Annotated in this window: 20 protein-coding genes, 1 pseudogene and 1 riboswitch; of the genes and pseudogenes, 12 read left to right on the forward strand and 9 right to left on the reverse strand. The window is 65.6% G+C overall.

Annotated features, from left to right (window positions below; genetic code table 11):
- Nucleotides 1–273: 273 nt before the first annotated feature.
- The 4 genes from G0Q01_RS23520 to G0Q01_RS23535 all read right to left on the reverse strand — a co-directional run bounded on the left by G0Q01_RS23520 (nt 274) and on the right by G0Q01_RS23535 (nt 3,603).
- Nucleotides 274–555 (reverse strand): hypothetical protein, encoded by a 282-nt coding sequence (locus tag G0Q01_RS23520; protein ID WP_164189099.1) that lies wholly within the window; start codon nt 553–555, stop codon nt 274–276.
- Nucleotides 556–798: 243 nt separating this feature from the next.
- The gene (locus G0Q01_RS23525) at nt 799–1,380 is read right to left on the reverse strand and encodes a DUF1190 domain-containing protein (RefSeq protein ID WP_108969172.1); all 582 of its coding nucleotides are present in this window, start codon (nt 1,378–1,380) and stop codon (nt 799–801) included.
- Between the two features lie 23 nt (nt 1,381–1,403).
- Entirely contained in the window at nt 1,404–2,618 is a 1,215-nt protein-coding gene (locus G0Q01_RS23530) for a glutathionylspermidine synthase family protein (protein WP_164189101.1), read from the reverse strand.
- 205 nt (nt 2,619–2,823) lie between these two features.
- A complete protein-coding gene (locus G0Q01_RS23535) occupies nt 2,824–3,603 on the reverse strand; it encodes an META domain-containing protein (protein ID WP_203595150.1) in 780 nt (259 codons plus the stop codon).
- 325 nt (nt 3,604–3,928) lie between these two features.
- Here G0Q01_RS23535 and G0Q01_RS23540 point away from each other — a divergent pair, with 325 nt between their 5' ends.
- A complete protein-coding gene (locus G0Q01_RS23540) occupies nt 3,929–4,399 on the forward strand; it encodes a hypothetical protein (RefSeq protein ID WP_164189103.1) in 471 nt (156 codons plus the stop codon).
- A 69-nt stretch (nt 4,400–4,468) separates the two neighbouring features.
- Here the strand turns inward: G0Q01_RS23540 and G0Q01_RS23545 are convergent, their stop codons facing one another.
- Nucleotides 4,469–5,845 carry an ATP-binding protein gene (locus G0Q01_RS23545; protein WP_203595151.1) on the reverse strand — a complete coding sequence of 459 codons (1,377 nt, stop codon included), beginning with the start codon at nt 5,843–5,845 and terminating at the stop codon, nt 4,469–4,471.
- Between the two features lie 282 nt (nt 5,846–6,127).
- Between G0Q01_RS23545 and G0Q01_RS23550 the strand changes: the two genes are divergently transcribed.
- The 3 genes from G0Q01_RS23550 (at nt 6,128) to G0Q01_RS23560 (ending at nt 8,991) form a co-directional block, all read left to right on the forward strand.
- Complete coding sequence (locus G0Q01_RS23550; protein ID WP_164189105.1) at nt 6,128–7,147, forward strand: TRAP transporter substrate-binding protein; 1,020 nt, start codon at nt 6,128–6,130, stop codon at nt 7,145–7,147.
- 78 nt (nt 7,148–7,225) lie between these two features.
- The gene (gene denD / locus G0Q01_RS23555) at nt 7,226–8,203 is read left to right on the forward strand and encodes a D-erythronate dehydrogenase (protein WP_164189107.1); all 978 of its coding nucleotides are present in this window, start codon (nt 7,226–7,228) and stop codon (nt 8,201–8,203) included.
- A gap of 20 nt (nt 8,204–8,223) precedes the next feature.
- The gene (locus tag G0Q01_RS23560; RefSeq protein ID WP_108969162.1) at nt 8,224–8,991 is read left to right on the forward strand and encodes a FadR/GntR family transcriptional regulator; all 768 of its coding nucleotides are present in this window, start codon (nt 8,224–8,226) and stop codon (nt 8,989–8,991) included.
- Nucleotides 8,992–9,168: 177 nt separating this feature from the next.
- Here the strand turns inward: G0Q01_RS23560 and katG are convergent, their stop codons facing one another.
- Together katG and G0Q01_RS23570 are read right to left on the reverse strand one after the other, a co-directional pair.
- Nucleotides 9,169–11,343 carry a catalase/peroxidase HPI gene (gene katG / locus G0Q01_RS23565; RefSeq protein ID WP_164189109.1) on the reverse strand — a complete coding sequence of 725 codons (2,175 nt, stop codon included), beginning with the start codon at nt 11,341–11,343 and terminating at the stop codon, nt 9,169–9,171.
- 329 nt (nt 11,344–11,672) lie between these two features.
- Nucleotides 11,673–12,665, reverse strand: a complete 993-nt coding sequence (locus G0Q01_RS23570) for an asparaginase (protein WP_164189112.1) — start codon at nt 12,663–12,665, stop codon at nt 11,673–11,675.
- Between the two features lie 432 nt (nt 12,666–13,097).
- A riboswitch (cobalamin riboswitch) is annotated at nt 13,098–13,299 on the forward strand.
- 95 nt (nt 13,300–13,394) lie between these two features.
- On the opposite strand from G0Q01_RS23570, the gene nrdH reads away from it, so the two are divergent.
- The 4 genes from nrdH (at nt 13,395) to nrdF (ending at nt 17,263) form a co-directional block, all read left to right on the forward strand.
- Nucleotides 13,395–13,616 (forward strand): glutaredoxin-like protein NrdH, encoded by a 222-nt coding sequence (gene nrdH, locus G0Q01_RS23575; protein ID WP_095881531.1) that lies wholly within the window; start codon nt 13,395–13,397, stop codon nt 13,614–13,616.
- 31 nt (nt 13,617–13,647) lie between these two features.
- Nucleotides 13,648–14,061 (forward strand): class Ib ribonucleoside-diphosphate reductase assembly flavoprotein NrdI, encoded by a 414-nt coding sequence (gene nrdI, locus G0Q01_RS23580; RefSeq protein WP_108969157.1) that lies wholly within the window; start codon nt 13,648–13,650, stop codon nt 14,059–14,061.
- Nucleotides 14,046–16,169, forward strand: a complete 2,124-nt coding sequence (nrdE, locus tag G0Q01_RS23585; RefSeq protein ID WP_164189114.1) for a class 1b ribonucleoside-diphosphate reductase subunit alpha — start codon at nt 14,046–14,048, stop codon at nt 16,167–16,169. The genes nrdI and nrdE overlap by 16 nt, the downstream gene beginning before the upstream one ends.
- 119 nt (nt 16,170–16,288) lie before the next feature.
- Nucleotides 16,289–17,263, forward strand: coding sequence for a class 1b ribonucleoside-diphosphate reductase subunit beta (gene nrdF / locus G0Q01_RS23590; RefSeq protein WP_108969153.1), 975 nt, complete (start codon nt 16,289–16,291; stop codon nt 17,261–17,263).
- 145 nt (nt 17,264–17,408) lie between these two features.
- On the opposite strand, the gene G0Q01_RS23595 is transcribed toward nrdF, so the two are convergent.
- Nucleotides 17,409–19,709 (reverse strand): FepA family TonB-dependent siderophore receptor, encoded by a 2,301-nt coding sequence (locus G0Q01_RS23595; RefSeq protein WP_164189116.1) that lies wholly within the window; start codon nt 19,707–19,709, stop codon nt 17,409–17,411.
- A gap of 440 nt (nt 19,710–20,149) precedes the next feature.
- Here G0Q01_RS23595 and G0Q01_RS23600 point away from each other — a divergent pair, with 440 nt between their 5' ends.
- The 4 genes and pseudogenes from G0Q01_RS23600 to G0Q01_RS23610 all read left to right on the forward strand — a co-directional run bounded on the left by G0Q01_RS23600 (nt 20,150) and on the right by G0Q01_RS23610 (nt 23,924).
- Entirely contained in the window at nt 20,150–21,118 is a 969-nt protein-coding gene (locus G0Q01_RS23600) for a TRAP transporter substrate-binding protein (RefSeq protein WP_164189119.1), read from the forward strand.
- A 146-nt stretch (nt 21,119–21,264) separates the two neighbouring features.
- Nucleotides 21,265–21,726, forward strand: a pseudogene (locus tag G0Q01_RS26970) (TRAP transporter small permease); the annotation flags it as partial.
- 138 nt (nt 21,727–21,864) lie between these two features.
- On the forward strand, nt 21,865–23,190 hold the full coding sequence (locus G0Q01_RS23605; protein ID WP_235940376.1) for a TRAP transporter large permease: 1,326 nt from the start codon (nt 21,865–21,867) through the stop codon (nt 23,188–23,190).
- A 50-nt stretch (nt 23,191–23,240) separates the two neighbouring features.
- Nucleotides 23,241–23,924 (forward strand): aspartate/glutamate racemase family protein, encoded by a 684-nt coding sequence (locus G0Q01_RS23610; RefSeq protein WP_164189123.1) that lies wholly within the window; start codon nt 23,241–23,243, stop codon nt 23,922–23,924.
- Here G0Q01_RS23610 and G0Q01_RS23615 read toward each other — a convergent pair.
- Nucleotides 23,921–24,610: a TetR/AcrR family transcriptional regulator gene (locus G0Q01_RS23615; RefSeq protein ID WP_108969145.1), complete on the reverse strand. Its 690-nt coding sequence runs from the start codon at nt 24,608–24,610 to the stop codon at nt 23,921–23,923. The two genes, G0Q01_RS23610 and G0Q01_RS23615, sit on opposite strands and share 4 nt — an antisense overlap.
- Between the last annotated feature and the right edge of the window lie 89 nt (nt 24,611–24,699).

Genomic DNA, 24,699 nt, shown 5'->3' on the forward strand with positions numbered 1-24,699 from the left:
CACTCCAATCCTGCCCATTCAGGGGAGTGTGACACTTCAGCTTTGCTCATGTGAGACATTCTAACTTGGCGCTTACATAAACAGATCGCATAATGAGCATTATGGTAATAATTGTTTAATAATGGTTCAAAGCGTTCTGGACCGAGGGACACGCTGGGAGTTGGCGCCTGCGCGTTCATCCGAAGAACAATGCGTCACGCGACCGCAAGTGCGGCCGGATCCGTTTTCCTGGCACACGGCAAGGCATTTGCACGTCACTTCGGACGCGCGTGGTCAGGTTTGGCGGCGTTCCTGTCCAGGGGTCACCGGCATCGGCTCGGTTTCCGAGCGCGGGTGCCTTGCGCTGGATCGGTGCAGAGACAGCAGGAAAAGTGCGAGGATCATCGCGGCGGGTGCCATCAGATAGGCCCCGAGCACGATCAACGGGTGCGCTCCTGCGCCCCAGAGCACGAGACCGGCGAGCACGCCGATGCTTCCCGAAAGCGCTGCAATCACGAAACCGCCCCCCGAGGCGACGGCCCGTTCCGTGTCAGTCTCGTTCTTCTTCTGGTTCATGCTCCTCCCTCTCCAGGCACGTTCCAGAAACGGTGCCCAGCAGCATGAATGACACAAAGAAACCCTACAGCCATCTCCCTGCCCGAGCGGAAATGTCACGGAAACCAACGTGGGGGCAGAAAGTTACCCTTAGCATAACCTTGGGGAAGTTACCTAATCCTAAATGCGGACGGCGCTGTGCGCCCGGCGTAGGTCTCTCAGCGTGGGGTTGTGCGTGGGGTGGATTTCTGCCTCGGTCGGTCCTCAGCCGCCGAAGGTGCCGCGGGCTGCCCCGGTCCGGCCGAAACCGCCACGCGAGGCCACGGTGGCGCGGGACATCGGCGGCTTGCCGACCGTCGCCGGCGGTTTCGAGAACATGCTGGTGCCGAGCTTGGCGCGACCGGAGTTGCTCGAGTAGGTGCTGGCGCCGGTGGCATTGGTGAAGCGTCCGTCGGGCGTGCGGTAGAGCGGTTGCGCCGCGGCCATCCCCGAGCGCCCGCCCAGCATGTTGCCGATCAGATAACCCGCCAGCAGCGGCATGAAGATGCCACCCGAGCCGCCCTGCACCTGCTGCGCCTCGCTGCCGCAGGCGCCTTCGCCGTGCTGTTCCTCGCAGACCTGCAGGCTGTCGTAGCGCGGTGCGGATTCCACGTGCAGCGTCTCGGCCTCGGAAAAGGCGGCGTCGCAGTCCTGCGCCGAAAACAAGCCGCCGGTGAGCGCGGCGCTGCGGCAACTCTCGAGGTCGGGAAAGGCCTGCGCGTCGACCTGCTCTTCGCGGCAGCCCGCGAGGGTGAAGGACGCGGCGCCGACAATCGCCAGCGCGACGGTTCTGGAACGTTTACGCATCTTGGTCTCCCTCTGACCGCGCGTCAGTCGCGGATGAAATGCGGCTTGAACCGCGACAGGTCCTGCGTGATCCGGGCGCGATCCTCGCGCATGCCGATCCCGGCGCAGCTCGCGCCGACCATCCAGGCGCCGACCACCGGCCGGAAGCCCTCGAAGATCGGCAGTGGCTGATAGGCCTGCACCACGCGCGGATGTTCCTCGTAGCCCGCATCGGGCGCGGATTCCAGCAGCTTTCCCTGCTGGAAGATACGCACCGAGGCGCCTTCGCGCGAGAAGATGGGCTTGCTGACATGGCCTTGCGCAAAGACATCCGATGCGCGTTGAAACGCTTCGGGGCCGGACTCGCGCCCGGCCAGCGCTTCGGCCACCTCGTCCTCGAAAAACGCCGGCAGCAGGTTCGGGTGGCCCTCGAACATCCGCCAGAGCACCGGCAGCAGGCCCTTGTTCGACAGGACCGCCTTCCAGGCAGGCTCGAGCATCAGGCAACCCGCGGTGCGCAGGTGGTCGGCGTAATCGTCGCGCAGCAGATCTTCCCAGGGGTAGAGCTTGAAGAGCGTGCCGATTACCCGGTCCTCGGAATCGATGAACTGCCCGTCGGTGCTGATGCCGAGCTTTTCCAAATCGCTGTAATGCGCGCCGAGATCAGCCTCGCGCGCGGCCCAGGCCATTGTCTCGACCGTGCCGTAATCCTCGGGGCTGTCGGCGGCGGCGGCAAAGTGGAGGTCCGTGCCGGGGGCGAACAACGCGCGGAAGCGCTCGACCAGCGCCTCGTGGATGCCGTTGAACTGGTCGTCGCCCTCGCGCAGCACGCCGGCCGCGATCTGGTCTTCGAGCCAGAGCCACTGGAACGAGGCGCTCTCGTAAAGCGACGTGGGCGTGTCGGCGTTGTATTCGAGCAGTTTCGCGGGACCCTGCCCGTCATAGGCAAAATCGAAGCGTCCGTAGATCTCGGGATCGCCGCGCTGCCAGCTTTCGGCCACGAGGTCCCAATGGGCGTGCGGAACGCCGAGCCGGGTCATCAGGTCCTCGCTCTGGACGATCTCTGCCACCGCCGTGCGGCACATCTCGTGCAGTTCGGTCGCCGGGTCCTCGAGGTCATCCTCGATCTCGCGCAGGGTGAAGCGATAGGCCGAGGTTTCGTCCCAATAGGGCTCGCCATGCATGTCGGCAAAGGTGAAGCCGAGCTCCTCGGCCTTCTCGCGCCACGTCGGGCGCTCGGTCAGGGTGAGTTTTTCCATGCAGGTCTGTCTTCGGCCTCCTCGGGGCGGATCGGCGCCTCCCGGACAGATAGGTCGGGAGAAGTCAGCGCGGATCGACCGGTCCTGCTGATATAGGAAGCCCCTGCGAAGCTTTGAGGCCCCGCAGCGAAATTGACGCAACGGAGCCCCGGTTTTTTTTCCCGCGGACGGGCCTTTGGAAGATGGACGTAGCGCGCCGTGCGCCCTACTCCGGGCGTTCGGTCAGGCGCAGGACCGTGACACCCGCCGCATTGGTGAGGCTCAGGTTCTTGCCGTTGCGCACGTAGCCGGTGGTCTGCTCGAGCGCCGCGACCATGTCCTGATCGAGCTTCATGCGCGGCTCGGGGCAGGCCCGGCGCGTTCCCGCGAGCGGTTGCAGGATGCTGAGCGTGCCGTCGCCGATCTCGGCCCGACCCGTGAAGCGGTTGCAGCCCCCGTACATGGAAAAGGCGCCATCGTCGTTGAAGGCCATGCTGGGCGGATCCTCGGTCACCAGCATGCGGCCGCCGATCTCGAAGGCGGCCCATGCGATGCCGGTGATGCGGGGCATGTCGGCGACCGGCGCCGCAGCCATCTGCTCAAGCACGATCTCGGGACGCGCCGGCGCGTCGCGGGTGATCGCCGGAAAGGCGGTGGTGGTGCGCAGCAGCACGGTGTCGCCCTCGCGGACCTTGCCGGCGACCACGTAGCTCATCCGGGTGTCTATCTGCGCCTCATCGTAGGGCAGCTTGACGATCGCCGGCAGCATGTCGATGCGGTAGCGGTGCGCCGAAAGCACAGTGGCCGGTGCGTCGGCGCGGGAGACGTCGAGCAGTTCCACCTCGAGCAACGCCTCGTGTGGCAGGCTTGCTCCCTCGGCAAGGCGCACCACGACGGGCAGATCGACGGTTTCGGCCATGGCGGGCATCCCTCCGAGGCTGGCGAGCAGGGCAATCATCCCCGCGGGTCTGAGGACCTGGCGGACCAGGGGTCGAAAAATGCGCATGTCGCGTCTCCTTCCGGGCTCTGCCGCATTGCCTGACACGGCCCCTGCGGCTGCCGCCTCGCCTTCGCAAAGGGGGGGCAAGGGTCGTCGGCATGATGGCGCAAGCCCCCGGACCGGGCAAGCCGGGCGGGCGCGGCGTAGGCGCAGATTTGCCAAGACCTGCCAATGCGATGAGGGTGATCGGCGGGGGCGACGGACGGGTTTCGCTGTGCTAGGCTCACGGCGGATTCATCGCCGCGCGCTCCGCGGTGCAGCGCAGACCGGCGCTCAAGGGCATTCGACCAAGATATTCGACCACGACTTTTGACAAGGTGAGGATTTTGCCATGGCACGGCGCCAACGATCACCCAGATACGTGACGACCCTGATGATGGCCCTGATCGGGGTGCTGCTGATCGCCGCCTTCATGGCAGAGGATGCGGTCGCCACGGGGGGTGTCACCTGGGCCGACCTGCCCAAGGGGCTGATGCTCCGCTACCTGCTGGCAATGGCGCTCGGCGGCGCGCTCTCGGGCTGGCTTCTTGCCGGGATGTTCGGACGCAGCGGCCTCGGCGGCTTCATCCTTGGGTTCATCGGCTCGGTGCTTGCGACGCTGGTGGCCGGTCTCTTCGGCAGCGCGGCGGGGTTGCTGCCGGACCTGCTGCGTGACGGCTGGTCGAGCTCGGACCTGATTCCGATCTTCTACGGGCTCGCAGTGCTGCCGCTGGCCTTTGCGGGGCAACCGCTGCTGCTGGTGGGCTGGCTGGTCATCATGCTCTTTACCCACCTTTGGGCACGGCGGGTGCGGACGGGCTGAGCCGCCCGGCCAGACGAAAGACGGCAGCGCCGAAGCGCTGCCGGTTCCCTACTTGCAAGGGCCCTGCCCTCAGGGCTTCAGCGTCACGCGGCTGATGTGATCGCCGGTGGCATCCTCTTGACCCCTGCTCTTGTTGACCACGAAGACACCGCCGTCCGCCGCGGCGATCAGGTGGTTGGGGAAGCTGCCGATTTGCGCCTTCGCCACGACCTCGCCGTCGGGCGAAACGGCGACCAGCGAATCCGAGCCGCGCACCGCAACCCACGCCAGATCGTTCACCGTGTCGAAGGCGATGTTCAGCGGCCCCGCGCCCACCGGCACGTCGTGCAGCGTCTCGCCAGTGGCGGCATCGACGATCAACACGTTGTCGGTGTTCACCCCGGCGGTGAAGATGCGGTGGGACTTGGCATCATATGCGACCCCGATGGTGCGCTTCGACAGCGGCAGCGGGTAGACCGAGGTCTCTTCGCCCGACGCAAGATCGACCACGGCGACCTCGTCGGTTTCGAGGCTGACCACGTAGAGCGTGCCACTCGCCGCGTCGATATGCATGCTCGCCGTGGCGAAATCGGCGCCGCGCTTGCCCGAGCTCAGTTCGATGGGCGCCAGTTCCTCCAGCGTTGCCGCATCAAAGACGTGGATCGTCGGCTCGAAGGTCGCGGTGACATAGACCTTGCCGTCATGCGCCAGAGCATCGCGGGGATGCGGCACCGCGCCGGCCTCGAACTGCTTGACCAGCGACAGGTCCTCTCCCGCGTAGACGGCTACGGTGTTCTGCCGCGTGTTGGTCACCCAGACCTGCCCCTGCGCATCGACACCCACGCCGTAGACCGCGAAGACCCCGCCGTCGCGCCCGTCCGGGCCGTCGGGTGCGTCCTGCGGCGTGGCTTCGGCAAGGATTTCCAGTGTTTGCGGGTCGAGCTTCATCAGCTTGCTCTCAGTCACCGGCGGGCGGCCGACGGCCGAGGTGACGTAAAGCGCATCATTCCCCGCGGCGACCTGGTAGAGACCCGGTGCCAGCTTCTGCGAGGTGAACTCTAGCGCGCCGCTGTCGGGCAGCACCGGAGAGACCTTGAGATCGAAAGTCATCGCATAGGCCGGATCGGCGATCTCGGCGACCACCGGGTAGAGGCCCGGCTCAGCGCCCTCGGGGATGCTGACCTCGGTGCGGAACGCGCCCTCGCCGTCGGCGATCACCGGGGCCTGCGCGTTCAGCACCGCGCCGTTTTGACGCAAGGTGACGCTCTGGCCTGGCAGGAAGCCCTTTCCGCGCACCTCTGCGGTGCTGCCCGCGGTGATCGGGGCGCGGTTGAGACCGTCGGCGATCATCTTGCCGTCGAAGCCCTTGGCGAGCCCGGCGAAGGGATCACAGAGCGCGGCGCCGGCGATCAGGGTGGAAAGCGCGATCCCGCAGACGCCGGAACGAAGTGCCGTGACAAGGGACATGGAAGTCCTCCTTTGAAGACGCGGGCTTGCCGCGTGAAATGTCGATGGGCTGGCTCGGACCCGCGGGTTCCGTGGCTCTGCGGCAGGGCACGCAGTTCGCACCTGCCTAGGATGGTTGACTGTTACAGTCAAGTATTCTGGACCGCCCCTACGAGCCTGTGAACGACGGGTGCGACCGGCATGTCTCCGCAAAGTCAGTGCGCGCATTGTCGGATTGTCTGGCAATCTGGCGATTGTCTTGCTACCGATGGAGTCGGAGGACGATTTACAGGGAGGAACCTCATGTCCAAGAAACTTGTCGCCGTTCTGGCTGGCGCGACGCTGCTCGCCGGTGCCGCGAACGCTCAGACCACGCTGCGCATCCAGACCCATCAGTCGCCGGAATCGGTCTCGGGCCAGCTCGTGCGCGACTTCGTCGATCAGGTCGAGACCATGTCGGGCGGCTCGCTCGATATCGAGATGTTCTACAGCTCCGCCGTCGTCGCTTCGGCCGAAACCTTCGGCGCCGCCGCCACGGGCATCCTCGATTGCGACATGACCAACGCCAGCTACCAGACCGGCCTCAACCCGGCGTTCCAGTTCGTCGCCGACACGATGGGGGGCTACGACACGCCCCTGCAGTACCTGAGCTGGATCTCGCAGGGTGGCGGCCGCGAGGCAATCAACGAGCTCTACAATGCCAACGGCATGGAATTCGTTGGCGCCTATCTGGGCGGGCAGGAGTCGATGAACTCGACCGCGCCCATCGCCGGGATCGAGGATCTGAAGGGCTGGAAGTTCCGCTCACCGCCCGGGATGGAATCGGAGATCTTCGCCGAGCTGGGCGCGACCCCGGTCGTGATGGACTTCACCGAGATCTTCACCGCGCTGGAAACCGGCATTATCGACGGCGCCGACGCCTCGACGCTGGCCAACAACGTCGGTCTCGGCATCTATGACATCGCCAAGCACACCACCTTCCCCGGCTTCCACTCGATGAGCTCGGATCACCTTGCCTGCAACAAGACCGTCTGGGACGGACTTGAGCCGGCGCAGCAGGAAATCCTCAAGGCGGCGATGGACACGCTCGCCATGAACCTGATGATGCGCACCATCGTGCAGAACGGCGAGGCGCTGACCGAGCTGCCCGAGAAGGGCGTGACGATCTACGACTGGTCCGCCGAGGACCGCGCCGCCTTCCGCGAGGCCGCGATCAGCCGTTGGGATGTCTGGGCCGAGAAAACCCCGGAAGCCAAGGCGATGGTGGAAAGCCACAAGACCTTCCTCAAGCGCATCGGCCTCGGCCAAGACAGCGCGAACTGAGCCGGCAACGGCACCCCCAGGCGGGCGGCCCCACGGCGCCGCCCGCTCCCACCCCAGAGATACGGAAAGACACACGGGATGAACGTTCTGATCATCGGCGGCGGCGGCTTCATCGGCCGCAAGGTCGCCCAAAGCCTCGCCACCCGCGGCAACCTGCGCGACGCGCCCATCGACAAGCTGACGCTGGCCGACATCGCCGCGCCCGAGCCCGTCGAGGCCCCCTTCCCCGTCGAGACCCGCGCCTGCGACATCACCGACCGCGCCTCGATCGACGCGCTCATCGACGACGACACCGACGTGATCTTCCACTTCGCCGCCGTCGTCTCGTCCCACGCCGAGGCCGATTTCGAGGCCGGCATGAAGGTCAACCTCGACGGCACGCTTAACGTGCTGGAACGCTGCCGCGCGCTCGGCACCTGCCCGGTGGTGGTCTTCACCTCCTCGCTGGCGGTCTTCGGCGGCGAGGTGCCCGACCCGATCACCGATCACACCATCCCCAACCCGCAGACCTCCTACGGCATGCAGAAGGCGATCGGCGAGCTGCTTCTCAACGACTATTCGCGCAAGGGCTACGTCGACGGCCGGGGCTTCCGCCTGCCGACCATCTCGGTGCGCCCGGGCAAGCCGAACCGCGCGGCCTCCTCCTTCATGTCATCGATCATCCGCGAGCCGCTGAACGGCGAGCCGGCGATCTGTCCGGTGGACGAGGGGCAGGAGCATTTCTACCTCTCGCCAAAGCGGTGCGTCGAAAACCTCATCAAGGGCGCCGAGCTCGACGCCGAGGACCTGGGGATGCAGCGCTGCATGACCATGCCCGGCCAGCGCCTGTCCATCCGCCAGATGATCGATGCGCTCACCGCCGTGGCCGGGCCGGAGCCGGCGAAGCTGATCAAATGGGAGGAGCAACCCGAGATCGCCGACATCGTGCGCGGCTGGCGCTACGATTACCGTTTCGACAAGGCGCTCGCGCTGGGGCTTGAAGCGGATGCGAGATTCGAGGAGAACGTGCGCTACTACATGGAAGATGACCTTCCAAAAGCCAAAGCCCCCGCCTGAGGCCAAGATCGAGACCCGCCATGCTGACCCCGATCGTCCAGACCCCGCGATATCGGCTGGTGGCCGAGGAGATCGCCGCGCGCATTCGCGCCGGCGACTTCGCCTCCGGCACCAAGATGCCCGCGGACAAGGATCTGGTTGCCCAACTCGGGGTCAGCCGGACGACGGTGCGCGAGGCGATGATCGCGCTCGAACTGATGGGCTATGTCGTCACCCGCTACGGCGCCGGCGCCTTCGTGGCCGACCCGCTGCCCATGGCGCAGGATGAGACGCACCCCGAGACACCGGGCCTGCCCGGGTTCTTCGAACTGGTCGAGGCGCGCTTCGTCATCGAGCCCGAGATCGCCGCCATCGCCGCCAGCACCGTGACCCCCGGGCAAATCGCGCAGCTGACCCGCTGCATCGAGGGCATGTGCGACACCCGCCTGCCCTTCGACCGGATCGAGGCCCATGACCGCGAGTTCCACCTCGTCATCGCGCGCTCCACCGGCAATTCGCTTTTTGTCACGATGGTCGAGGATTTCTGGCACGCCCGCCAGCGCTACCCGGAATGGACGCGCCTCAACAACCGCCAGAACGCCGAGGACATCGCGCGCTTCTCCCGCGACGAGCATGTCGCCATCGTCGACGCCCTGGTCGCGCGGGATGCCGGGGCGGCGCGCGCCGCCATGGCGCACCATTGCCGCAACTCGGGCCAGCCGCTGCTGGAGCGCTGGCATCGCTTCGAGGGCGAAACCGTCGGCGAGGAGGTTCTGCACCGGCTCAAGGCACGGGCGGGTCAGGGCTGACACCTACCACGGCGATGCGCGGGCTCCGCCATCTTTAAAAAAACGGCTCTGACCCCGGCCTGCGGCCCTCTCCGGGGTACGTCTCCCAGGAAGCAAGGGCGGCTTTCTGATCTGAGCAGTATAAAAAAGGCCCGCACATCTGTCACGTGCGGGCCTTTCCTCAACTTCCGCGCGGCCTCACTTCAGGTCGAAGCGGTCTGCGTTCATCACCTTGGTCCAGGCCTTGGCGAAGTCGGCAACGAACTTGCCAGCGTTGTCATCCTGGGCATAGACCTCGGCGTAGGCGCGCAGGATCGAGTTCGAGCCGAACACCAGGTCCATCCGCGTCGCGGTCCATTTGACCTCTCCGGTCTTGCGATCGCGGATCTCGTAAAGGCCGCCGCTCACGGGCACCCAAGTGTAGCCCATGTCCACGAGGTTGACGAAGACGTCATTGGTCAGCGCGCCCTCTCGGTCAGTGAAGACGCCGTGCTTGGTGCCGCCGTGGTTGGTGCCCATGGCCCGCATGCCGCCGAAGAGCACCACCATCTCGGGGGCGGTCAGCCCCATGAGCTGTGCGCGGTCTAGCATCAGCTCCTCGGCCGAGACCGCGTAGTCCCGCTTGAGCCAGTTGCGGAAGCCGTCGGCCAGCGGCTCGAGCGGATCGAAGCTGCCTGCGTCGGTCATCTCGTCGGTGGCGTCACCGCGGCCCGGCGCGAAGGGCAATTCCAGCTCCACGCCCGCGGACTTGGCTGCCCGCTCGACCCCGAGGTTGCCTGCCAGCACGATCACGTCGGCGATCGAGGCGCCGGTCTCGGCGGCGATCGGCTCTAGCGCCGACAGCACACGGGCCAGGCGGTCGGGCTCGTTGCCCTCCCAGTCCTTCTGCGGGGCAAGACGGATGCGCGCGCCATTGGCACCGCCGCGCATGTCCGAGCCGCGGAAGGTGCGGGCGCTGTCCCAGGCGGTAGAGATCATCTCGGCATCCGTGAGCCCGGCAGCCGCGATCTTTGCCTTTACCGCGGCCACGTCGTAACCTGTGGCACCTGCGGGGATCGGGTCTTGCCAGATGAGATCCTCGGCTGGCACGTCGGGGCCGATGTAGCGCGCTTTCGGCCCGAGATCGCGGTGGGTCAGCTTGAACCAGGCGCGGGCGAAGGTGTCAGCGAAATACTCCGGATCGGCCATGAACTTCTGGCAGATCGCATTGTAGATCGGGTCGACCTTCATCGCCATGTCGGCATCGGTCATGATCGGCATGCACTTGATCGAGGGATCCTCGACGTCGGCGGGCATGTCCTCTGGCTTGATGTCCACCGGCATCCACTGCCAGGCCCCGGCGGGGGATTTCTTCAGCTCCCACTCGTGACCGAAGAGCATGTCGAACCAGCCCATGTCCCATTGCGTAGGGTTGGACGTCCAGGCGCCCTCGATGCCCGACACCATCGTGTCGCGGCCGATGCCACGGCCCTTGGTGTTCATCCAGCCGATGCCCTGGTACTCCGGGCCGGCGCCCTCGGGGTCGGGACTGAGGTTTTCCGCAAGGCCGTTGCCGTGGCACTTGCCGATGGTGTGGCCGCCGGCGGTGAGCGCCGCGGTTTCCTCGTCATCCATCGCCATGCGCTTGAAGGTCTCACGGACCTGCTCGGCGGTCTTCTGCGGGTCGGGCTGGCCGTTCACCCCCTCGGGGTTCACGTATATCAGGCCCATTTGCACCGCGGCGAGCGGGTTCTCCATGGTCGCCGGATCGGCCAGGTCGCCGTAGCGGCCATCGGACGGCGCGAGCCATTCCTTCTCGGCGCCCCAGTAGACGTCCTTTTCCGGGTGCCAGATGTCTTCGCGGCCAAAGGCGAATCCGAAGGTCTTCAGGCCCGCGACCTCATAGGCAATCGTGCCCGAGAGGATCATCAGGTCGGCCCAGGAAATCTTGTTGCCGTATTTCTTCTTGATCGGCCACAGCAGGCGGCGGCCCTTGTCGGTGTTGACGTTGTCGGGCCAGCTGTTCAGCGGCGCGAAGCGCTGGTTGCCGGTGCCGGCCCCGCCGCGACCGTCGGCGAGGCGGTAGGAGCCTGCGGCGTGCCAGGCGACGCGGGCGAACATGCCGACGTAGGAGCCCCAGTCGGCGGGCCACCACTCCTGGCTGTCCTTCATAAGGGCGCGCAGGTCGTCCTTCAGCGCCTCCACGTCGAGCGATTTCAGCTCTTCACGGTAATCGAAGTCCGGCCCCATCGGGTTGGTCTTGAAATCGTGCTGGCTCAGAATGTCGAGGTTCAGGCTCTTGGGCCACCAGCTGGTGACCGAGGTTCCGCTCTCGGTCAGACCGCCGTGCATCACCGGGCATTTTCCCCCGGTATCGACGTCGTTTCCGTCCATGTCAGTTCTCCCATAGGATGAGCATCCTTGCGCGGGACAAGGCAGGGCAGCGGGCGAAAACGCGGGCCGTTGGTCCAGCCGGTGCCGCCGCCGAGGTCCCTCCTGCATCGGCAGTCTAACCAGAGGGCGCGGCTGGGTCAGGTGATTCGTAGCCGCTGACCTTGCGCCTGCGGCGGTCCGTCGCGCTCCGAAAGAGGATTCTGAAATCTCACAAATTCATCCCGGTCCCCCAGGGCCGGGGCAGCAGTCTCCCTGCTCCGAAAAACCGCAGCGCCAGTTTCGGCGGGCACGGACGTCGCGGCGGAGCCGCCGTCCCGTGAGGCCGAGGCTCAGACCTTCGCGAGTGCCTCGGCGATAGCCTCCATCCGCCCTGCCCGCTCGGGCAGCAGCGGCAGCAGCGCGGCGAGCAGCAGGCGAGCCTTGGCGGCGCTGAGATCACCGGACAGGATCGCCCCTGCCTCGACCATCGTCACGCCGCCGCTGTCGGCGCCGTAGATGGCCCGGGTCCGCCCCTCGGGACAGCGGGTGGCAAGGATCACCGGGATGCCCGCCGCGACGAGCTTGCGGCAGACCTCGGCAAAGCCCTTGGGGGCATTGCCGCGCCCGAAGGCCTCGATCACCACGCCCGAGACGCCGTTCGAGGCACACCATTCGAGGTAGCGCGGCGTGCTGCCGAGCCCGAGCGCGATAAGCTCGACGTTCGGGTCCAGCGACGGCGCGTCGATCACCTCGCGCGGGCGCGCCGGGCGCGTGTAGAGATGCACCTCGCCCTCGTCGATCTCGCCCAGCTTGCCATGGCCGTTCGAGCGGAAGGTGTCCACGCGCGAGCTGTGCACCTTGCTGACGTAGCGCGCGCCATGGATCTCGCCCTCGAAGACGATGACCGCGCCCACGCCGGTCAGATCGGGCGCCGCCGCGCAGAGCAGCGCGTCGTGCATGTTGCGTGGCCCGTCGGTATCGGGTTGGCCCGCGTGGCGCTGTGCGCCGGTGAAGACCACTGGCTTATCGGACCTGACCAGCAGCCGCGCGAGAAAGGCGCTCTCCTCCATGGTATCGGTACCATGGGTGACGACGACGCCATCGACCCCGGGCTCGGCCAGTCGCGCGTCGATGTGGCGGCAGAGCTTGTAAATCGTCTCGAGCGTCAGCGCGTTGCTGCCCGCGGCCTCGATGTTGTCGACCTCGACGGTGATCCCAGGCAGTGGTGCGTGCAGGCTTTCGAGCAGCCTGTCGCCGCTCAGCCCGGCGGTGACGGCCCCGCCCTCGGTCTTGGCATAGGAGGCAATTGTGCCACCGGTGGCGACGAGAACGATATGGGACATGCGGACCTCCTGCAGGGCTGAACTGACGGTGCGTGATGTCTGCATATGCGCGCGGGCGGGCGAAAGCCAGATCGCTTGGCGGCGCGCGCCTATCAGGAAGCTTGTGGAGGAAGGGAGGATGCGGCGGCCCCAAGGGAGGAGGAGAAGGGCCGCCGCCGATTTCCGGGGCTGAGGGAGGAGGAGAAACACCCCGAAAAAATCCTTGAACGCGTTGCCGCGTCGACAGGGGCACATTTAGGGGCCCTCCCTGGCCCGGGCAACGCACATTCCTGCAGGGCCGAGTTGTCGAGAATGCATGGCCCGCGCAACCCCTTGCAAACGCCCGCTCCAAGGGTGTCCACCGTGGCCGACTTGCTGCACACAGAGGCTGCAGAATTTTTTTGAAGTCGGGCTCGCACAACAGGATATTGACGCATGACCTGCATCCTGTTCTAGATATAGTTGCTTTTCGGTTCATCGAGTCGGGCGACGGCCCGGCGCGGCGCTAAGAGGGAAACCGGTGTAACACCGGTGCTGCCCCCGCAACTGTAAGCGGCGAGTGAAGGCCCAATGAGCCACTGGGACATCCCGGGAAGGCGCGGCCGGACCCACGACCCGCCAAGCCAGGAGACCTGCCGAAGGCCTGACAGAATGACCACGAACGGAGGGTTCGGGGCGTGCGAGGACCGCGTCAGGCACAAGGCCTGCGCGGTGACGCGTCCCCGCCTTCGCAGCTGAGGACGCAAGAGCATGATCACCGTCTATTCGAAACCCGCCTGCGTGCAGTGCACTGCCACCACCCGCGCGCTCGATGCCAAGGGGCTGGACTACAACGTGATCGACCTCACCGAGGACGACGCGGCCATGTCGCTGGTCACCGAGCTCGGCTACCGCCAGGCCCCCGTCGTGACCTTTGGCGAAGACCACTGGTCGGGCTTCCGTCCGGACCTGATCGCCCGCCTCGCGAGCTGATCGCGGCGGGATCGGCAACAAGGGATCGACCATGTCGGGGCTCGTCTTCTTCTCCTCTGCCAGCGGCAACACCGCGCGCTTCGTCGCCAGCCTCGGCCGGGCGGCGCTGCGCATCCCGGTGTCGCCCAAGGAACTGACGCCCGATCCGCGCGATCCCTTTGTGCTGATCTGCCCGACCTATGCCGACGGCGAAGGTCGCGGCGCGGTGCCGAAGCAGGTGATCCGCTTTCTCAACGACCCGTCCCGCCGCGCGCTGCTGCGCGGCGTGATCGCCAGCGGCAATCGCAACTTCGGCGAGACCTTCGCGCTCGCCGGCCGCGTCATCGCGCAAAAATGCAATGTCCCCCTGCTCTACTCGTTTGAGCTGGCGGGAACGACCAAGGATTTCGCCCGCGTCAACGACGGGCTCGACGCTTTCTGGGGGACCCCATGCTTGACCGCCTGAACGAGACGCTGGACTACCACGCGCTCAACGCCATGCTGAACCTCTACGATGCGGACGGCAATATCCGCTTCGAGGCCGACCGGATGGCGGCGCGGCAGTATTTCCTTCAGCACGTGAACCAGAACACCGTGTTCTTCCACTCGCTGACGGAAAAGCTCGGCTACCTCGTCGAGGAAGGCTATTACGAGGCGGAGGTGCTCGAGCAATACCCGCCCGCCTTCCTGCAGAAGATCTGGGACGCGGCCTTTGCCAAGAAGTTCCGCTTCCCGACCTTTCTCGGCGCGTTCAAGTATTACACCTCCTACACGCTGAAGACGCGTGACGGGAAACGCTTCCTCGAGCGCTACGAGGACCGCGTCGTCATGGTGGCCCTGGCGTTGGCACGCGGCGACGAGGCGCTGGCGATGTCGTTCATGGAAGAGATCCTCTCGGGCCGCTTCCAGCCCGCCACGCCGACCTTCCTCAACGCCGGCAAGAAGAGTCGGGGCGAGCTGATCTCCTGCTTCCTGCTGCGCATCGAAGACAACATGGAAAGCATCGGCCGGGCGATCAACTCGTCGCTGCAGCTGTCCAAGCGCGGCGGCGGCGTCGCCCTGATGCTGACCAACATCCGCGAGGCCGGCGCGCCGATCAAGGGCATCGAGAACCAGTCCTCTGGCGTCATCCCGGTGATGAAGCTGCTCGAAGACAGCTTCTCCTATGCCAACCAGCTGGGTGCGCGTCAGGGCGCGGGCGCGGTCTATCTAAACGCGCACCACCCCGACATCCTCAAGTTCCTCGACACCAAGCGCGAGAACGCCGACGAGAAGATCCGTATCAAGACCCTCAGCCTTGGCGTGGTGATCCCCGACGTGACCTTCGAGCTCGCCAAGCGTAACGAGCCGATGTATCTCTTCTCGCCGCATGACGTGCAGAAGGTCTACGGCGTGCCCTTCTCCGAAATCTCGGTCACCGAGAAATACGAGGAGATGGTCGAGGACAAGCGCATCCGCAAGACCAAGATCAACGCCCGCGCCTTCTTCCAGACGCTGGCCGAGATCCAGTTCGAGAGCGGCTATCCCTACATCATGTTCGAGGACACGGTGAACGAAGCCAACCCGGTCGACGGGCGCATCACCATGTCGAACCTCTGCTCGGAGATCCTGCAGGTGGCCGAGGCGTCGGAGTTCAACGACGACCTGAGCTACTCGAAGCTGGGCACCGACATCTCGTGCAACCTCGGCTCGTTGAACATCGCCAAGACCATGGACGGCCCGGACTTCGGCGCCTCGATCGAGACCGCGATCCGCGCGCTCACCGCCGTGTCGGAAATGTCGGCGATCGACAGCGTGCCTTCGATCCGCCGCGGCAACGACGAAAGCCGCGCGATCGGTCTCGGCCAGATGAACCTGCATGGCTACCTGGCCCGCGAGCACGTCCATTACGGCTCCGACGAGGGCGTCGAGTTCACCTCGGTCTATTTCGCCGCCGTGGCCTATCACGCGCTGCGCGCCTCCTGTGCCATGGCGCGGGAAAAAGGCATGACCTTCAAGGGCTTCGAGAAGTCGAAATATGCCGACGGCAGCTTTTTCGAGAAATACGTCACCCGCGACTGGCTGCCCGAGAGCGAAACCGTCAGCAAGCTCTTCGACGGCATCACCCTGCCCACGCGTTCGGATTGGGACGCGCTGAAGGCCGACGTGATGGAGCACGGGCTCTACAACCGGAACCTGCAGGCGGTGCCGCCGACAGGCTCGATCAGCTACATCAACAACTCGACCTCCTCGATCCACCCGATCGTCTCGAAGATCGAGATCCGCAAGGAAGGCAAGATCGGCCGCGTCTACTACCCGGCCGCCTTCATGAACAACGAGAACCTCGAGTATTACCGCGACGCCTACGAGATCGGCCCGGAAAAGCTCATCGACACCTATGCGGCGGCCACCGAGCACGTCGACCAGGGCCTGTCGCTGACGCTGTTCTTCCCCGCCGAGGCCACCACGCGGGACATCAACCGCGCGCAGATCTACGCGTGGAAGAAGGGCATCAAGACGATCTACTACGTGCGCCTGCGCCAGACCGCGCTCGAGGGCACCGAAGTGCAGGGCTGCGTCTCCTGCACGCTCTGAGGGGATGAGACGGGGGCAGCGCCCCCGCAGCCCCGGAGTATTTGAGGAAAGATTAACGGGGCGCGGGCGCGCGCTCCGGATGGGATGAGGGCCGCTGCGCCCGAACAAGGGATGATCCGATGAAGGACACCGTCACTTCCCCCGCCGTGCCGCGGGCGATCAACTGGAACCGGCTGCAGGACGAGAAGGACCTCGAGGTCTGGAACCGTCTCACGGTGAACTTCTGGCTGCCCGAAAAGGTGCCGCTGTCGAACGATGTGCAGAGCTGGGCGACGCTGACCGATGCCGAGAAGCAGCTGACCATCCGCGTCTTCACCGGGCTGACGCTGCTCGACACCATCCAGAACTCGGTCGGCGCACCGGCGATGATGCCCGATGCGCAGACCCCACACGAGGAGTCTGTGCTGACCAACATCGCCTTCATGGAAGCGGTGCACGCGCGCAGCTACAGCTCGATCTTCTCGACGCTCTGCTCGACCCGCGAGGTCGACGAGGCCTTCCGCTGGTCCGACGAGAACCCGCACCTGCAGGCCAAGGCCCGCGCCGTGCTGGAAACCTATGCCGCCGGTGCCGATCCGCTGAAGCGCAAGATCGCCTCGGTCTTCCTCGAGAGCTTCCTGTTCTACTCGGGCTTCTACCTGCCGATGTACTGGTCGAGCCGCGCCAAGCTGACCAACACCGCCGACCTCATCCGCCTGATCATTCGCGACGAGGCGGTGCACGGCTATTACATCGGCTACAAGTTCCAGCGCGCGCTGGAGCGCGAGACCGCCGAGCGCAAGGCCGAGTTGAAGGATTACGCCTTCTCGCTGCTGTTCGAACTCTACGAGATCGAGGCGCGCTACACCGAAGAGCTCTACGACGGGATCGGTTTGAGCGAGGAGGTGAAGGCCTTCCTCCACTATAACGCGAACAAGGCGCTGCAGAACCTTGGCTTCGAAGCGCTTTTCCCACCCGAAGCCGCCGAGGTGAACCCGGCCATCATGGCCGCGCTGAGCCCCGACAGCGAGAACCACGACTTCTTCTCGGGCTCGGGATCGAGCTACGTCATCGGCAAGGCTGTCGCCACCGAGGACGAAGACTGGGATTTCTGATCCCAGCCTGACCTATCTCAGTCCGCGGGCGGGTCTGCTGCCCGCGGCTTTTCGTGCCTGCCGCCTCTGGCCTACCGCGACAACATAAAGATCTGCCCGCAAGATGCGGGCAGATCTTAGTTTTTTTGAGGAACTACTTCGGAGATCAGAAGGTCTTGGTCAGACCGAAGTAATAGGCTCGTCCGGGCTCGTTGTAGGTGTTCGCACCGTCTCCCGAGCGCAGGATCTCGGTGTCGAAAAGGTTGGTCACCCCGGCCTTGAGATCGAAGCCGTTGTCGAACTGATAGGTCATGCCGAGATTGACCAGCGTGTAGGGATCGCGGTCCTCGTCGTCACCCTGGGCGTAGCCGGTCGCGGCGCTGTATTCCGTCGCCTCGATCGGACCATAGTGGGTGAGCGAGGGGATAAGGCTGAACCTGTCGTTTACGTTCCAGGTCACCGCGGCGTTGATCGTGTACTCGGGCACCAGCGACAGCGGCACGTCGACCTCGACGCCGTCATAGGTCTCGCCATCCGAATTGGTGCCGCCCTTGATCTTCAGCTTCTGGCTCGACTCGATCATGTAGGTTCCGTTCACCGCCAGCGAGACCCGCTCGCCGAGAGGCATCGCGAAGCTGCCCTCAAGACCCTCGACCGTCGACTGGGGAACGTTTTCCCATTGGTAGAGCCGCGCCGCGTTGCCACTGACCTGGGTGGTGCCGGCCTGCTCGGTGCCCGCCTGGATCTTGTCGCGGTAGTCGTTGTGGAAATAGGTCAGCGTCGCGTTGACACCATTGAGGCCGGCATAGGCGATCCCGATTTCGGAGTTGATCGAGGTCTCGGGGTCCAGGTCGTCGTTGCCCAGAACGTAGCAGGGGCCGTCGCCGACGTAGGGATAAGGGCAGCCATTGCCGCGCGTCGTGTAGACGTAGGTGTCGGACAGCTGGTAGAGCGTCGGCGCCTTGAAGGCCCGCGCCACGCCGCCCTTGACCGTCCATTCCGAGTTCACCGCGTAGGAGGCATTCAGCCCGCCCGACCAGTTGTAGCCAAAGCTGTCCGCCCAGTCGACACGCACCGAGGGGGTCAGCGTCAGCCGGTCGGTCCACTCGATGTTGTCCTCGAGATAGAGACCGAGGGTCAGTTGCTCGGTGATCTCGTCGCCGCTGGAGGAATTGATGCCACCGTCATCGCTGGTGATCGACGCGAATGAGCTGTAGTCGCCGAGATCGAGCCGCTCGTAGCGCGCTTCGGCGCCGAGCGTCAGCGCCGAGGGGCGGCCGAGGAAGCTGCGGTCGATGTAGGTCTCGGACTTGGCCGCGATGGCATCGAGCAGCGCCGTATCCCATTCGTCGGTTGCATTGATCATGCCCTCGGACCCGCCGGCCGGCCCCTCGGTCAGACGGGTGTTGTCGGTGTGCTCGTATTGCAGGTAGCTGCGCGTTTCGCCCCAGCCGTAGCTGCCGTTGTGGGTGATGGCGGCGGTGTAGCGCTCCATGACGTTGGTTTCGTCGCCGTCCTCGGCAAGGTCATCGACAACCGTGCCGCCGCTGTCGGTCAAGCCGCCACCGAGCAGCTTGTCGCCGGCGTAGATGTTCCCCTGCCGCGACCAGCCGAGATCGAAGTCGAAGCTGTTGCGGTCGCTCGGCGTCCAGCGCAGCAGCAACGAGGCATCCTTGTTGACCACGCCCTCGCTGCCCGCGTCGTAGCCGCATTCGGTCTCTGCGCCGCTCCGGTCGGTGCAGGTCTCGCCCTCGACGGTTTCGGCATTGAGCTCGGGATCATCGGCATCGGTCTTGTTGTAGCTGCCCGAGAAGCGCAGCGAGAAGTCGTTGTTCAGCTTCCTGGCCCACAGCAGGTTGTAGCGCTGGGTCGCGCCCTCGAGGCTGCTGTCGGGCGCGTCGAAGAAGGTGCCGAGCTGCAGCAAGTCTTCTTCCGGGGCCTTGGTGATGATGTTCACCACCCCGCCCGCGGCACCCGAGCCATAGCGGGCCGCCGCCGGGCCGCGAATGACCTCGATGCGATCGACCATCTCGGCGGGCACCCAGTTGGTGTCACCGCGGGTGTCGCGCTCGCCCGAGCGGCCCATCTTCACCGAGGTGCGCGACAGCACCGGCTTGCCGTCGATCAGGATCAGCACGTTCTCCGGACCCATGCCGCGGATGTCGACCTGGCGCTGGTTGCCGCGCTGACCCGAGGGCGAGGTGCCGCTAAGGTTGACCCCCGGCATCTTGCGGATGATCTCGGCCACGTCGTTGACCACGGGCTGCTTCTCGATGTCCGCGGCGGTGATGGTCGAGGTGCCGAGCGCCTGCTTGATCTGCTCCTCGGCGGTCAAAACGATGGTCCCGAGCTCGTAGCCGCTGTCGTCGCCAAGTGTAAGGTCCTGCGCCAGTGCCGGGGTCAGCGGGGCGGCGGACAGGAGAAATACGGCTGTGCCAGAGGCAAGCCGTGCACGTGCGGATGCCATGAGCGATCCTCTCTGCGCTGAAGTTTCACGATGTTCTGAGGGTCGCTGGCGGAAGCTGGCCCGCGGAGGAAAACCATCATCGCCCCCAGGCGACAATATACCAGATAAAAATACTCAGTTACTTGTCGCATTTCCGCAACAAGGCGGGATACGTCGGGCTCGGCGCCGCGCGCAGCACCCCGGCTGTGGGCACCCCGGTCGTTTCCCCTCCGGCTGTTTCTCTGGGTGGTCGGCGCGCGGCCCACCCGTCGCCCGGCTGGGTCATGGCGCCTCCGCGGCGCCACCGGCAATTGCCCACCCGCGTGGCACTGACGCGATATCGCCCGTTCCATTGCCGCGAAACTTCTGCAAACGTGATTGCAAAATCTTCCCGTCGAGGCCCACATAGGCCGGATCGGGAGACAGATAACAAAACCCGAACAACCACAGAGAGGTACACTATGAAACTCACCGCAGCCGCAGTCCTGACGCTGACCACCGCGCTCGCTGGCGCCGCCTCGGCCGAGACCTGGGACATGCCGATGGCATACCCCGCCAACAACTATCATACCGAGAACGCGCAGACCTTCGCGGATGCGGTCAAGGAATGTACCGGCGGCGAGCTCGAGATCGTCATCCACGCTGGCGGCTCGCTGTTCAAGGGCGACGAGATCAAGCGCGCCGTGCAGCTCGGTGAAGCGCAGATCGGCGAGCGCCTCCTGTCCGCCCATGCCAACGAGAACGCCGTCTTCGCCTATGACTCGATCCCCTTCCTCGCGACCTCCTTCGAGGCGTCCGAGAAGCTGCGCGCCGCCGCCGAGCCCGTGCTGGCCAAGGTGCTCGAAGAGCAGAACATCGTGCCGCTCTACTCGGTGCCCTGGCCGCCGCAGGGTCTCTATTTCTCCAAGCCTGTCGAGACCCCCGAGGCGATGGAAGGCACCAAGTTCCGCGCCTACAACTCGATCACGGCGCGCGTCGCCGAGCTTGCCGGCATGGTGCCGACGCAAGTCGAGGCCGCGGATCTGAAGCAGGCACTGGCGACCGGCGTCGTCTCGGCGATGATTTCCTCGGGCGCCACCGGCGTGGATGAGAGCGTCTGGGAAGACATGACCAACTTCTACGATGTGAAGGCCTGGCTGCCGCGCAACACCGTCTTCGTCAACAAGGACGCGCTGGACGGGCTGTCTGACGCGGCGCGCACCTGTGTGCTCGACGAGGCGGCGGCCGCGCAGACCCGCGGCGCCGAGAAGGCCTCCGAACTGGCCGGCGGTTTCGTCAAGACACTGGCCGACAACGGCATGGACGTGAACCCGCCGAGCGAGGCGATCACCGCCAAGCTGCAGGAGATCGGCAAGACCATGACCGCCGAATGGCTGGAGAACGCGGGCGAGGATGGCAAGGCCATCGTTGACGCCTACGAGGCCCAGTAAGCACTGGCCCCGCAAGCACGGGCTCGACAGACGCAGGGTGCCCCGGCAAGACCGGGGCGCCGACCCTGCTTCCAGCGAGGCAGGTGCGTCCGCCCTGGGCTGACAAAGCCACGACATCACCTACAAACACGGGAGGCCGCGACGCGATGACTGCTGGCTCTACCTTGCGCCGCCTGACCGACGGGCTCTACACACTCTCCGGCTTCGGGGCGGCTCTGGCGCTGGTCTCGATCCTTTGCCTTGTCGTCGCCCAGATGGTCACCCGCTGGACCGGGGTGCTGTTCCCCGGCGGCGCGAATTACGCCGGCTATGCCATGGCCACGGCGTCCTTTCTCGCGCTGGCCGACACGTTCCGCCGCAACGAGCACATCCGGGTCGGCATGCTCGTCGAGCGCGGCGGCGCCTTGCGCCGGGGCATCGAGATCTGGTGCTACACCGCCGGCGCAGCGGTCGCGCTTTTCTTTGCCTGGTACGCCGTGCAGGCGCCGATCCTGAGCCACAAGATCAACGACATCAGCCAGGGCCAGGATGGCACACCGCTGTGGATCCCACAGATCGCCATGGCCGTGGGCGCAGTGCTGCTGGCCATCGCGGTGATCGACAGCCTGCTTGGGCTGCTCTTCACCGAAAAGATGGGTGTCGATGCCCCGCGCGGTCCGATGCTGCGCGATGCACTGGGATCGACGAAGGTCCGGCTCGCCATGTTCGCGGCATGCGCGCTGGTGCTCTACGCCGCGGTCCACCTGATGACCGGCTTCGACCGTGATGCGGTGGGGCTGAAGATCGGGGTCTTCCTCTTCGTTCTGTTCTTCCTTCTCGGCTCCGGTCTTTGGGTCGGGCTGGCGCTGATGGGCGTGGCTTACATGGGGATGATCGGCTTCACCCCGCGCAACCCCGGCAGCTCGATGAGCATCACCGTCTGGTCCTCGTCCTCGAGCTGGACTCTCACGTCGCTGCCGCTGTTCATCTGGATGGGCGAAATCCTCTATCGCACAAAGCTTTCCGAGGACATGTTCAAGGGACTCGCGCCCTGGCTTTCGCGCTTCCCCGGTGGCCTACTGCATTCAAATGTGGTCGGCTGCACCGTCTTCGCAGCAGTCTCGGGCTCCTCGGCGGCGACGCTGACAACCGTGGGCAAGATGTCGATCCCCGAGCTGCGCAAGCGCGGCTATCCCGAGTTCATGATCATCGGCACGCTCGCCGGGGCGGCCACGCTCGGGCTGATGATCCCGCCCTCGCTGACCCTCATCGTCTATGGCGTGACCGTGCAGCAAAGCATCACCGGGCTCTTCATGGCGGGCGTCATCCCCGGCATCGTGCTCGCAACCATGTTCATGGCCTATATCGCGATCTGGTCCGTGGTCCGCAAAGACCAGACCCCCACGCCCGAGCCGCAGACCACCTTTGCCGAGAAGCTGCGTGCCTCGACCCTGCTGATCCCGGTGATCGTGCTCATCCTCGTGGTCATCGGCTCGATGTATCTCGGCGTCGCCACAGCGACCGAGGCGGCGGCCTTCGGCGTCATCGGGGCGCTGGTGCTGGCGGCGCTGCAGGGCTCGCTGAGCTGGGAGGCCTTCCGCCAGAGCCTGATGGGGGCCACCCGCACCTCCGCGATGATCGCGCTGATCCTGATGGGGGCGAGCTTCCTGACACTGGCCATGGGCTTCACCGGCGTGCCGCGCGCGCTCGCGGGGGTCATCGCCGCGTGGGAGCTGTCGCCGGTGGCGCTGATCGCGGCGCTCACGGTCTTCTACATCATCATCGGCATGTTCCTTGACGGGATCTCGGCGGTGGTGCTGACCATGGCGATCATCGAGCCGATGATCCGCGCCGCGGGGATCGACCTCATCTGGTTCGGCATCTTCATCGTGGTGGTGGTCGAGATGGCGCAGATCACCCCGCCAGTGGGCTTCAACCTCTTCGTGCTGCAAGGGATGACCCGCCACGACATGAGCTACATCGCCCGCACCGCCTTGCCGATGTTCCTGATCATGGTGCTGATGGTGGGCGTGCTGGTTGCCTTCCCCGGCCTCGCCACCTGGCTGCCGGACATGGTACAGGCCAAGCAATGAGACCCGCCGGGAGCGCCTTTCGCGCTCCCGGCCCTTCCCCGAGGCACCACATGTCCCCCTTTGTCGGCATCCTAAGTCTCGACACGCGCTTTCCGCGCATCCTTGGCGACGCGGGCAATCCGGAAAGCTACCACCTGCCCGCCCGCGTCCGCGTCGTGCCCGGCGCGGGCAGCCCCGACATCGTCAAGGACGGCCGCCCCGCGCCCGCTTTGGTCGACGGGTTCCGCAGGGCCGCCGAGGATCTGGTGTCCGAAGGCGCCTGCCTGATCACCTCGACCTGCGGCTTCCTGATCACCGTTCAGCGCGAGATCGGGGCATCCTTGCCCGTGCCGGTGCTGCTGTCGGGCCTTTGCCTCTTGCCGAGCGTGCGGCTGATGGTCGGCGGACGGCCTGTCGGAGTGCTCACCGCCTCGGCTTCGGCGCTTGGCTCGGAGGCGCTCCGCGCCGCCGGGGCCGGCCCCGAGGACGTGCGGATCGGCGGGCTGCAGGACAGCGCACTTTTCGCGGAAACGTTTCTTGCCCCCAAGCACAGCCAGCACGCCTCCTTCGATGCCGCGCGGATGCAGGCCGAGGTCTGCCGCGCCGCCGAAGCGCTCGTCGTCCGCGCGCCCGAGATCGCCGCCATCGTGCTCGAATGCGGCAACCTGCCGCCCTATGCCAAGGCGATCCGGCAGGTCACCGGCCGGCCGGTCTTTTCTATCCTCGACGCCGCGCGGTTGGTGCCCGGGCTCTAGGCCAGCGCGGGATCCGCCGGGCACAGCGCGTCGAGCTGGCTCACGTCCTTCAAAACCGAGGCGAGGATGCCGCGGATCGCGGTGCGTCGCAGCAGAGCCTGCCCCGCCTCGCCAAACAGCTCCGGGCCGAAGTTGGTCGAGAAGGTCGCGCGGTTGGCGACGTTGAAGAAGCTGACGGCGCTGATCTGCCAGTGCAGCGTGACCGGCGAGATGTCCGGGCGGAAGAGCCCCGCCTCGCAGCCCGCCCGACAGATCCGCTCGACCACCCCGATGGCGCGTTCGTTCTTTGCCGCCAGCGCGTGCATCTTCTGCATATGCCGCGCCTCGTGGATGTTCTCGATCATCACCAGGCGGATGAACTCAGGGTTGCGGCGGTGGTGGTCGAAGGTGAATTCCAGCAGCGCCCGCAGCGCCACGTCGGGCCGCAACCCTTCCAGGTCGAGCTCCAACTCCCCCTCGCGCACCTCGGCATAGCAGTCTTCGAGCACCGCCTCGTAGAGCGACTGCTTGTCCTGGAAATAATAGAAGATCATCCGCTTCGACGTCTTCGTGCCCGCCGCGATGTCCTCGATTCGGGTGCCCGAAAGCCCGTTCTTGGCGAATTCGGCCCGCGCGACGCGCAGGATATCCGCCTTGACCGCTTCCGGATTCTGTTTCCACTTCCGGGACTTCTCGCGACTTTCCATGGGCTTTCCCTGCTGCCTCACCGGGGACCATCCTACATTTTTAACCCGTGGGTTCAATTATCTTGACAATTTAACCCGTGAGTTCAATG

The organism is Salipiger sp. PrR007, from assembly GCF_010499845.1.
GTDB lineage: Bacteria > Pseudomonadota > Alphaproteobacteria > Rhodobacterales > Rhodobacteraceae > Salipiger > Salipiger pacificus_A.

Excerpts from the sequence above, each read along its gene's own strand:
- G0Q01_RS23520 (WP_164189099.1), bottom strand. The coding sequence starts at position 555 with ATGAACCAGAAGAAGAACGAGACTGACACGGAACGGGCCGTCGCCTCG.
- G0Q01_RS23525 (WP_108969172.1), bottom strand. The coding sequence starts at position 1,380 with ATGCGTAAACGTTCCAGAACCGTCGCGCTGGCGATTGTCGGCGCCGCG.
- G0Q01_RS23530 (WP_164189101.1), bottom strand. The coding sequence starts at position 2,618 with ATGGAAAAACTCACCCTGACCGAGCGCCCGACGTGGCGCGAGAAGGCC.
- G0Q01_RS23535 (WP_203595150.1), bottom strand. The coding sequence starts at position 3,603 with ATGCGCATTTTTCGACCCCTGGTCCGCCAGGTCCTCAGACCCGCGGGG.
- G0Q01_RS23540 (WP_164189103.1), top strand. The coding sequence starts at position 3,929 with ATGGCACGGCGCCAACGATCACCCAGATACGTGACGACCCTGATGATG.
- G0Q01_RS23545 (WP_203595151.1), bottom strand. The coding sequence starts at position 5,845 with ATGTCCCTTGTCACGGCACTTCGTTCCGGCGTCTGCGGGATCGCGCTT.
- G0Q01_RS23550 (WP_164189105.1), top strand. The coding sequence starts at position 6,128 with ATGTCCAAGAAACTTGTCGCCGTTCTGGCTGGCGCGACGCTGCTCGCC.
- denD (WP_164189107.1), top strand. The coding sequence starts at position 7,226 with ATGAACGTTCTGATCATCGGCGGCGGCGGCTTCATCGGCCGCAAGGTC.
- G0Q01_RS23560 (WP_108969162.1), top strand. The coding sequence starts at position 8,224 with ATGCTGACCCCGATCGTCCAGACCCCGCGATATCGGCTGGTGGCCGAG.
- katG (WP_164189109.1), bottom strand. The coding sequence starts at position 11,343 with ATGGACGGAAACGACGTCGATACCGGGGGAAAATGCCCGGTGATGCAC.
- G0Q01_RS23570 (WP_164189112.1), bottom strand. The coding sequence starts at position 12,665 with ATGTCCCATATCGTTCTCGTCGCCACCGGTGGCACAATTGCCTCCTAT.
- nrdH (WP_095881531.1), top strand. The coding sequence starts at position 13,395 with ATGATCACCGTCTATTCGAAACCCGCCTGCGTGCAGTGCACTGCCACC.
- nrdI (WP_108969157.1), top strand. The coding sequence starts at position 13,648 with ATGTCGGGGCTCGTCTTCTTCTCCTCTGCCAGCGGCAACACCGCGCGC.
- nrdE (WP_164189114.1), top strand. The coding sequence starts at position 14,046 with ATGCTTGACCGCCTGAACGAGACGCTGGACTACCACGCGCTCAACGCC.
- nrdF (WP_108969153.1), top strand. The coding sequence starts at position 16,289 with ATGAAGGACACCGTCACTTCCCCCGCCGTGCCGCGGGCGATCAACTGG.
- G0Q01_RS23595 (WP_164189116.1), bottom strand. The coding sequence starts at position 19,709 with ATGGCATCCGCACGTGCACGGCTTGCCTCTGGCACAGCCGTATTTCTC.
- G0Q01_RS23600 (WP_164189119.1), top strand. The coding sequence starts at position 20,150 with ATGAAACTCACCGCAGCCGCAGTCCTGACGCTGACCACCGCGCTCGCT.
- G0Q01_RS23605 (WP_235940376.1), top strand. The coding sequence starts at position 21,865 with ATGACCGGCTTCGACCGTGATGCGGTGGGGCTGAAGATCGGGGTCTTC.
- G0Q01_RS23610 (WP_164189123.1), top strand. The coding sequence starts at position 23,241 with ATGTCCCCCTTTGTCGGCATCCTAAGTCTCGACACGCGCTTTCCGCGC.
- G0Q01_RS23615 (WP_108969145.1), bottom strand. The coding sequence starts at position 24,610 with ATGGAAAGTCGCGAGAAGTCCCGGAAGTGGAAACAGAATCCGGAAGCG.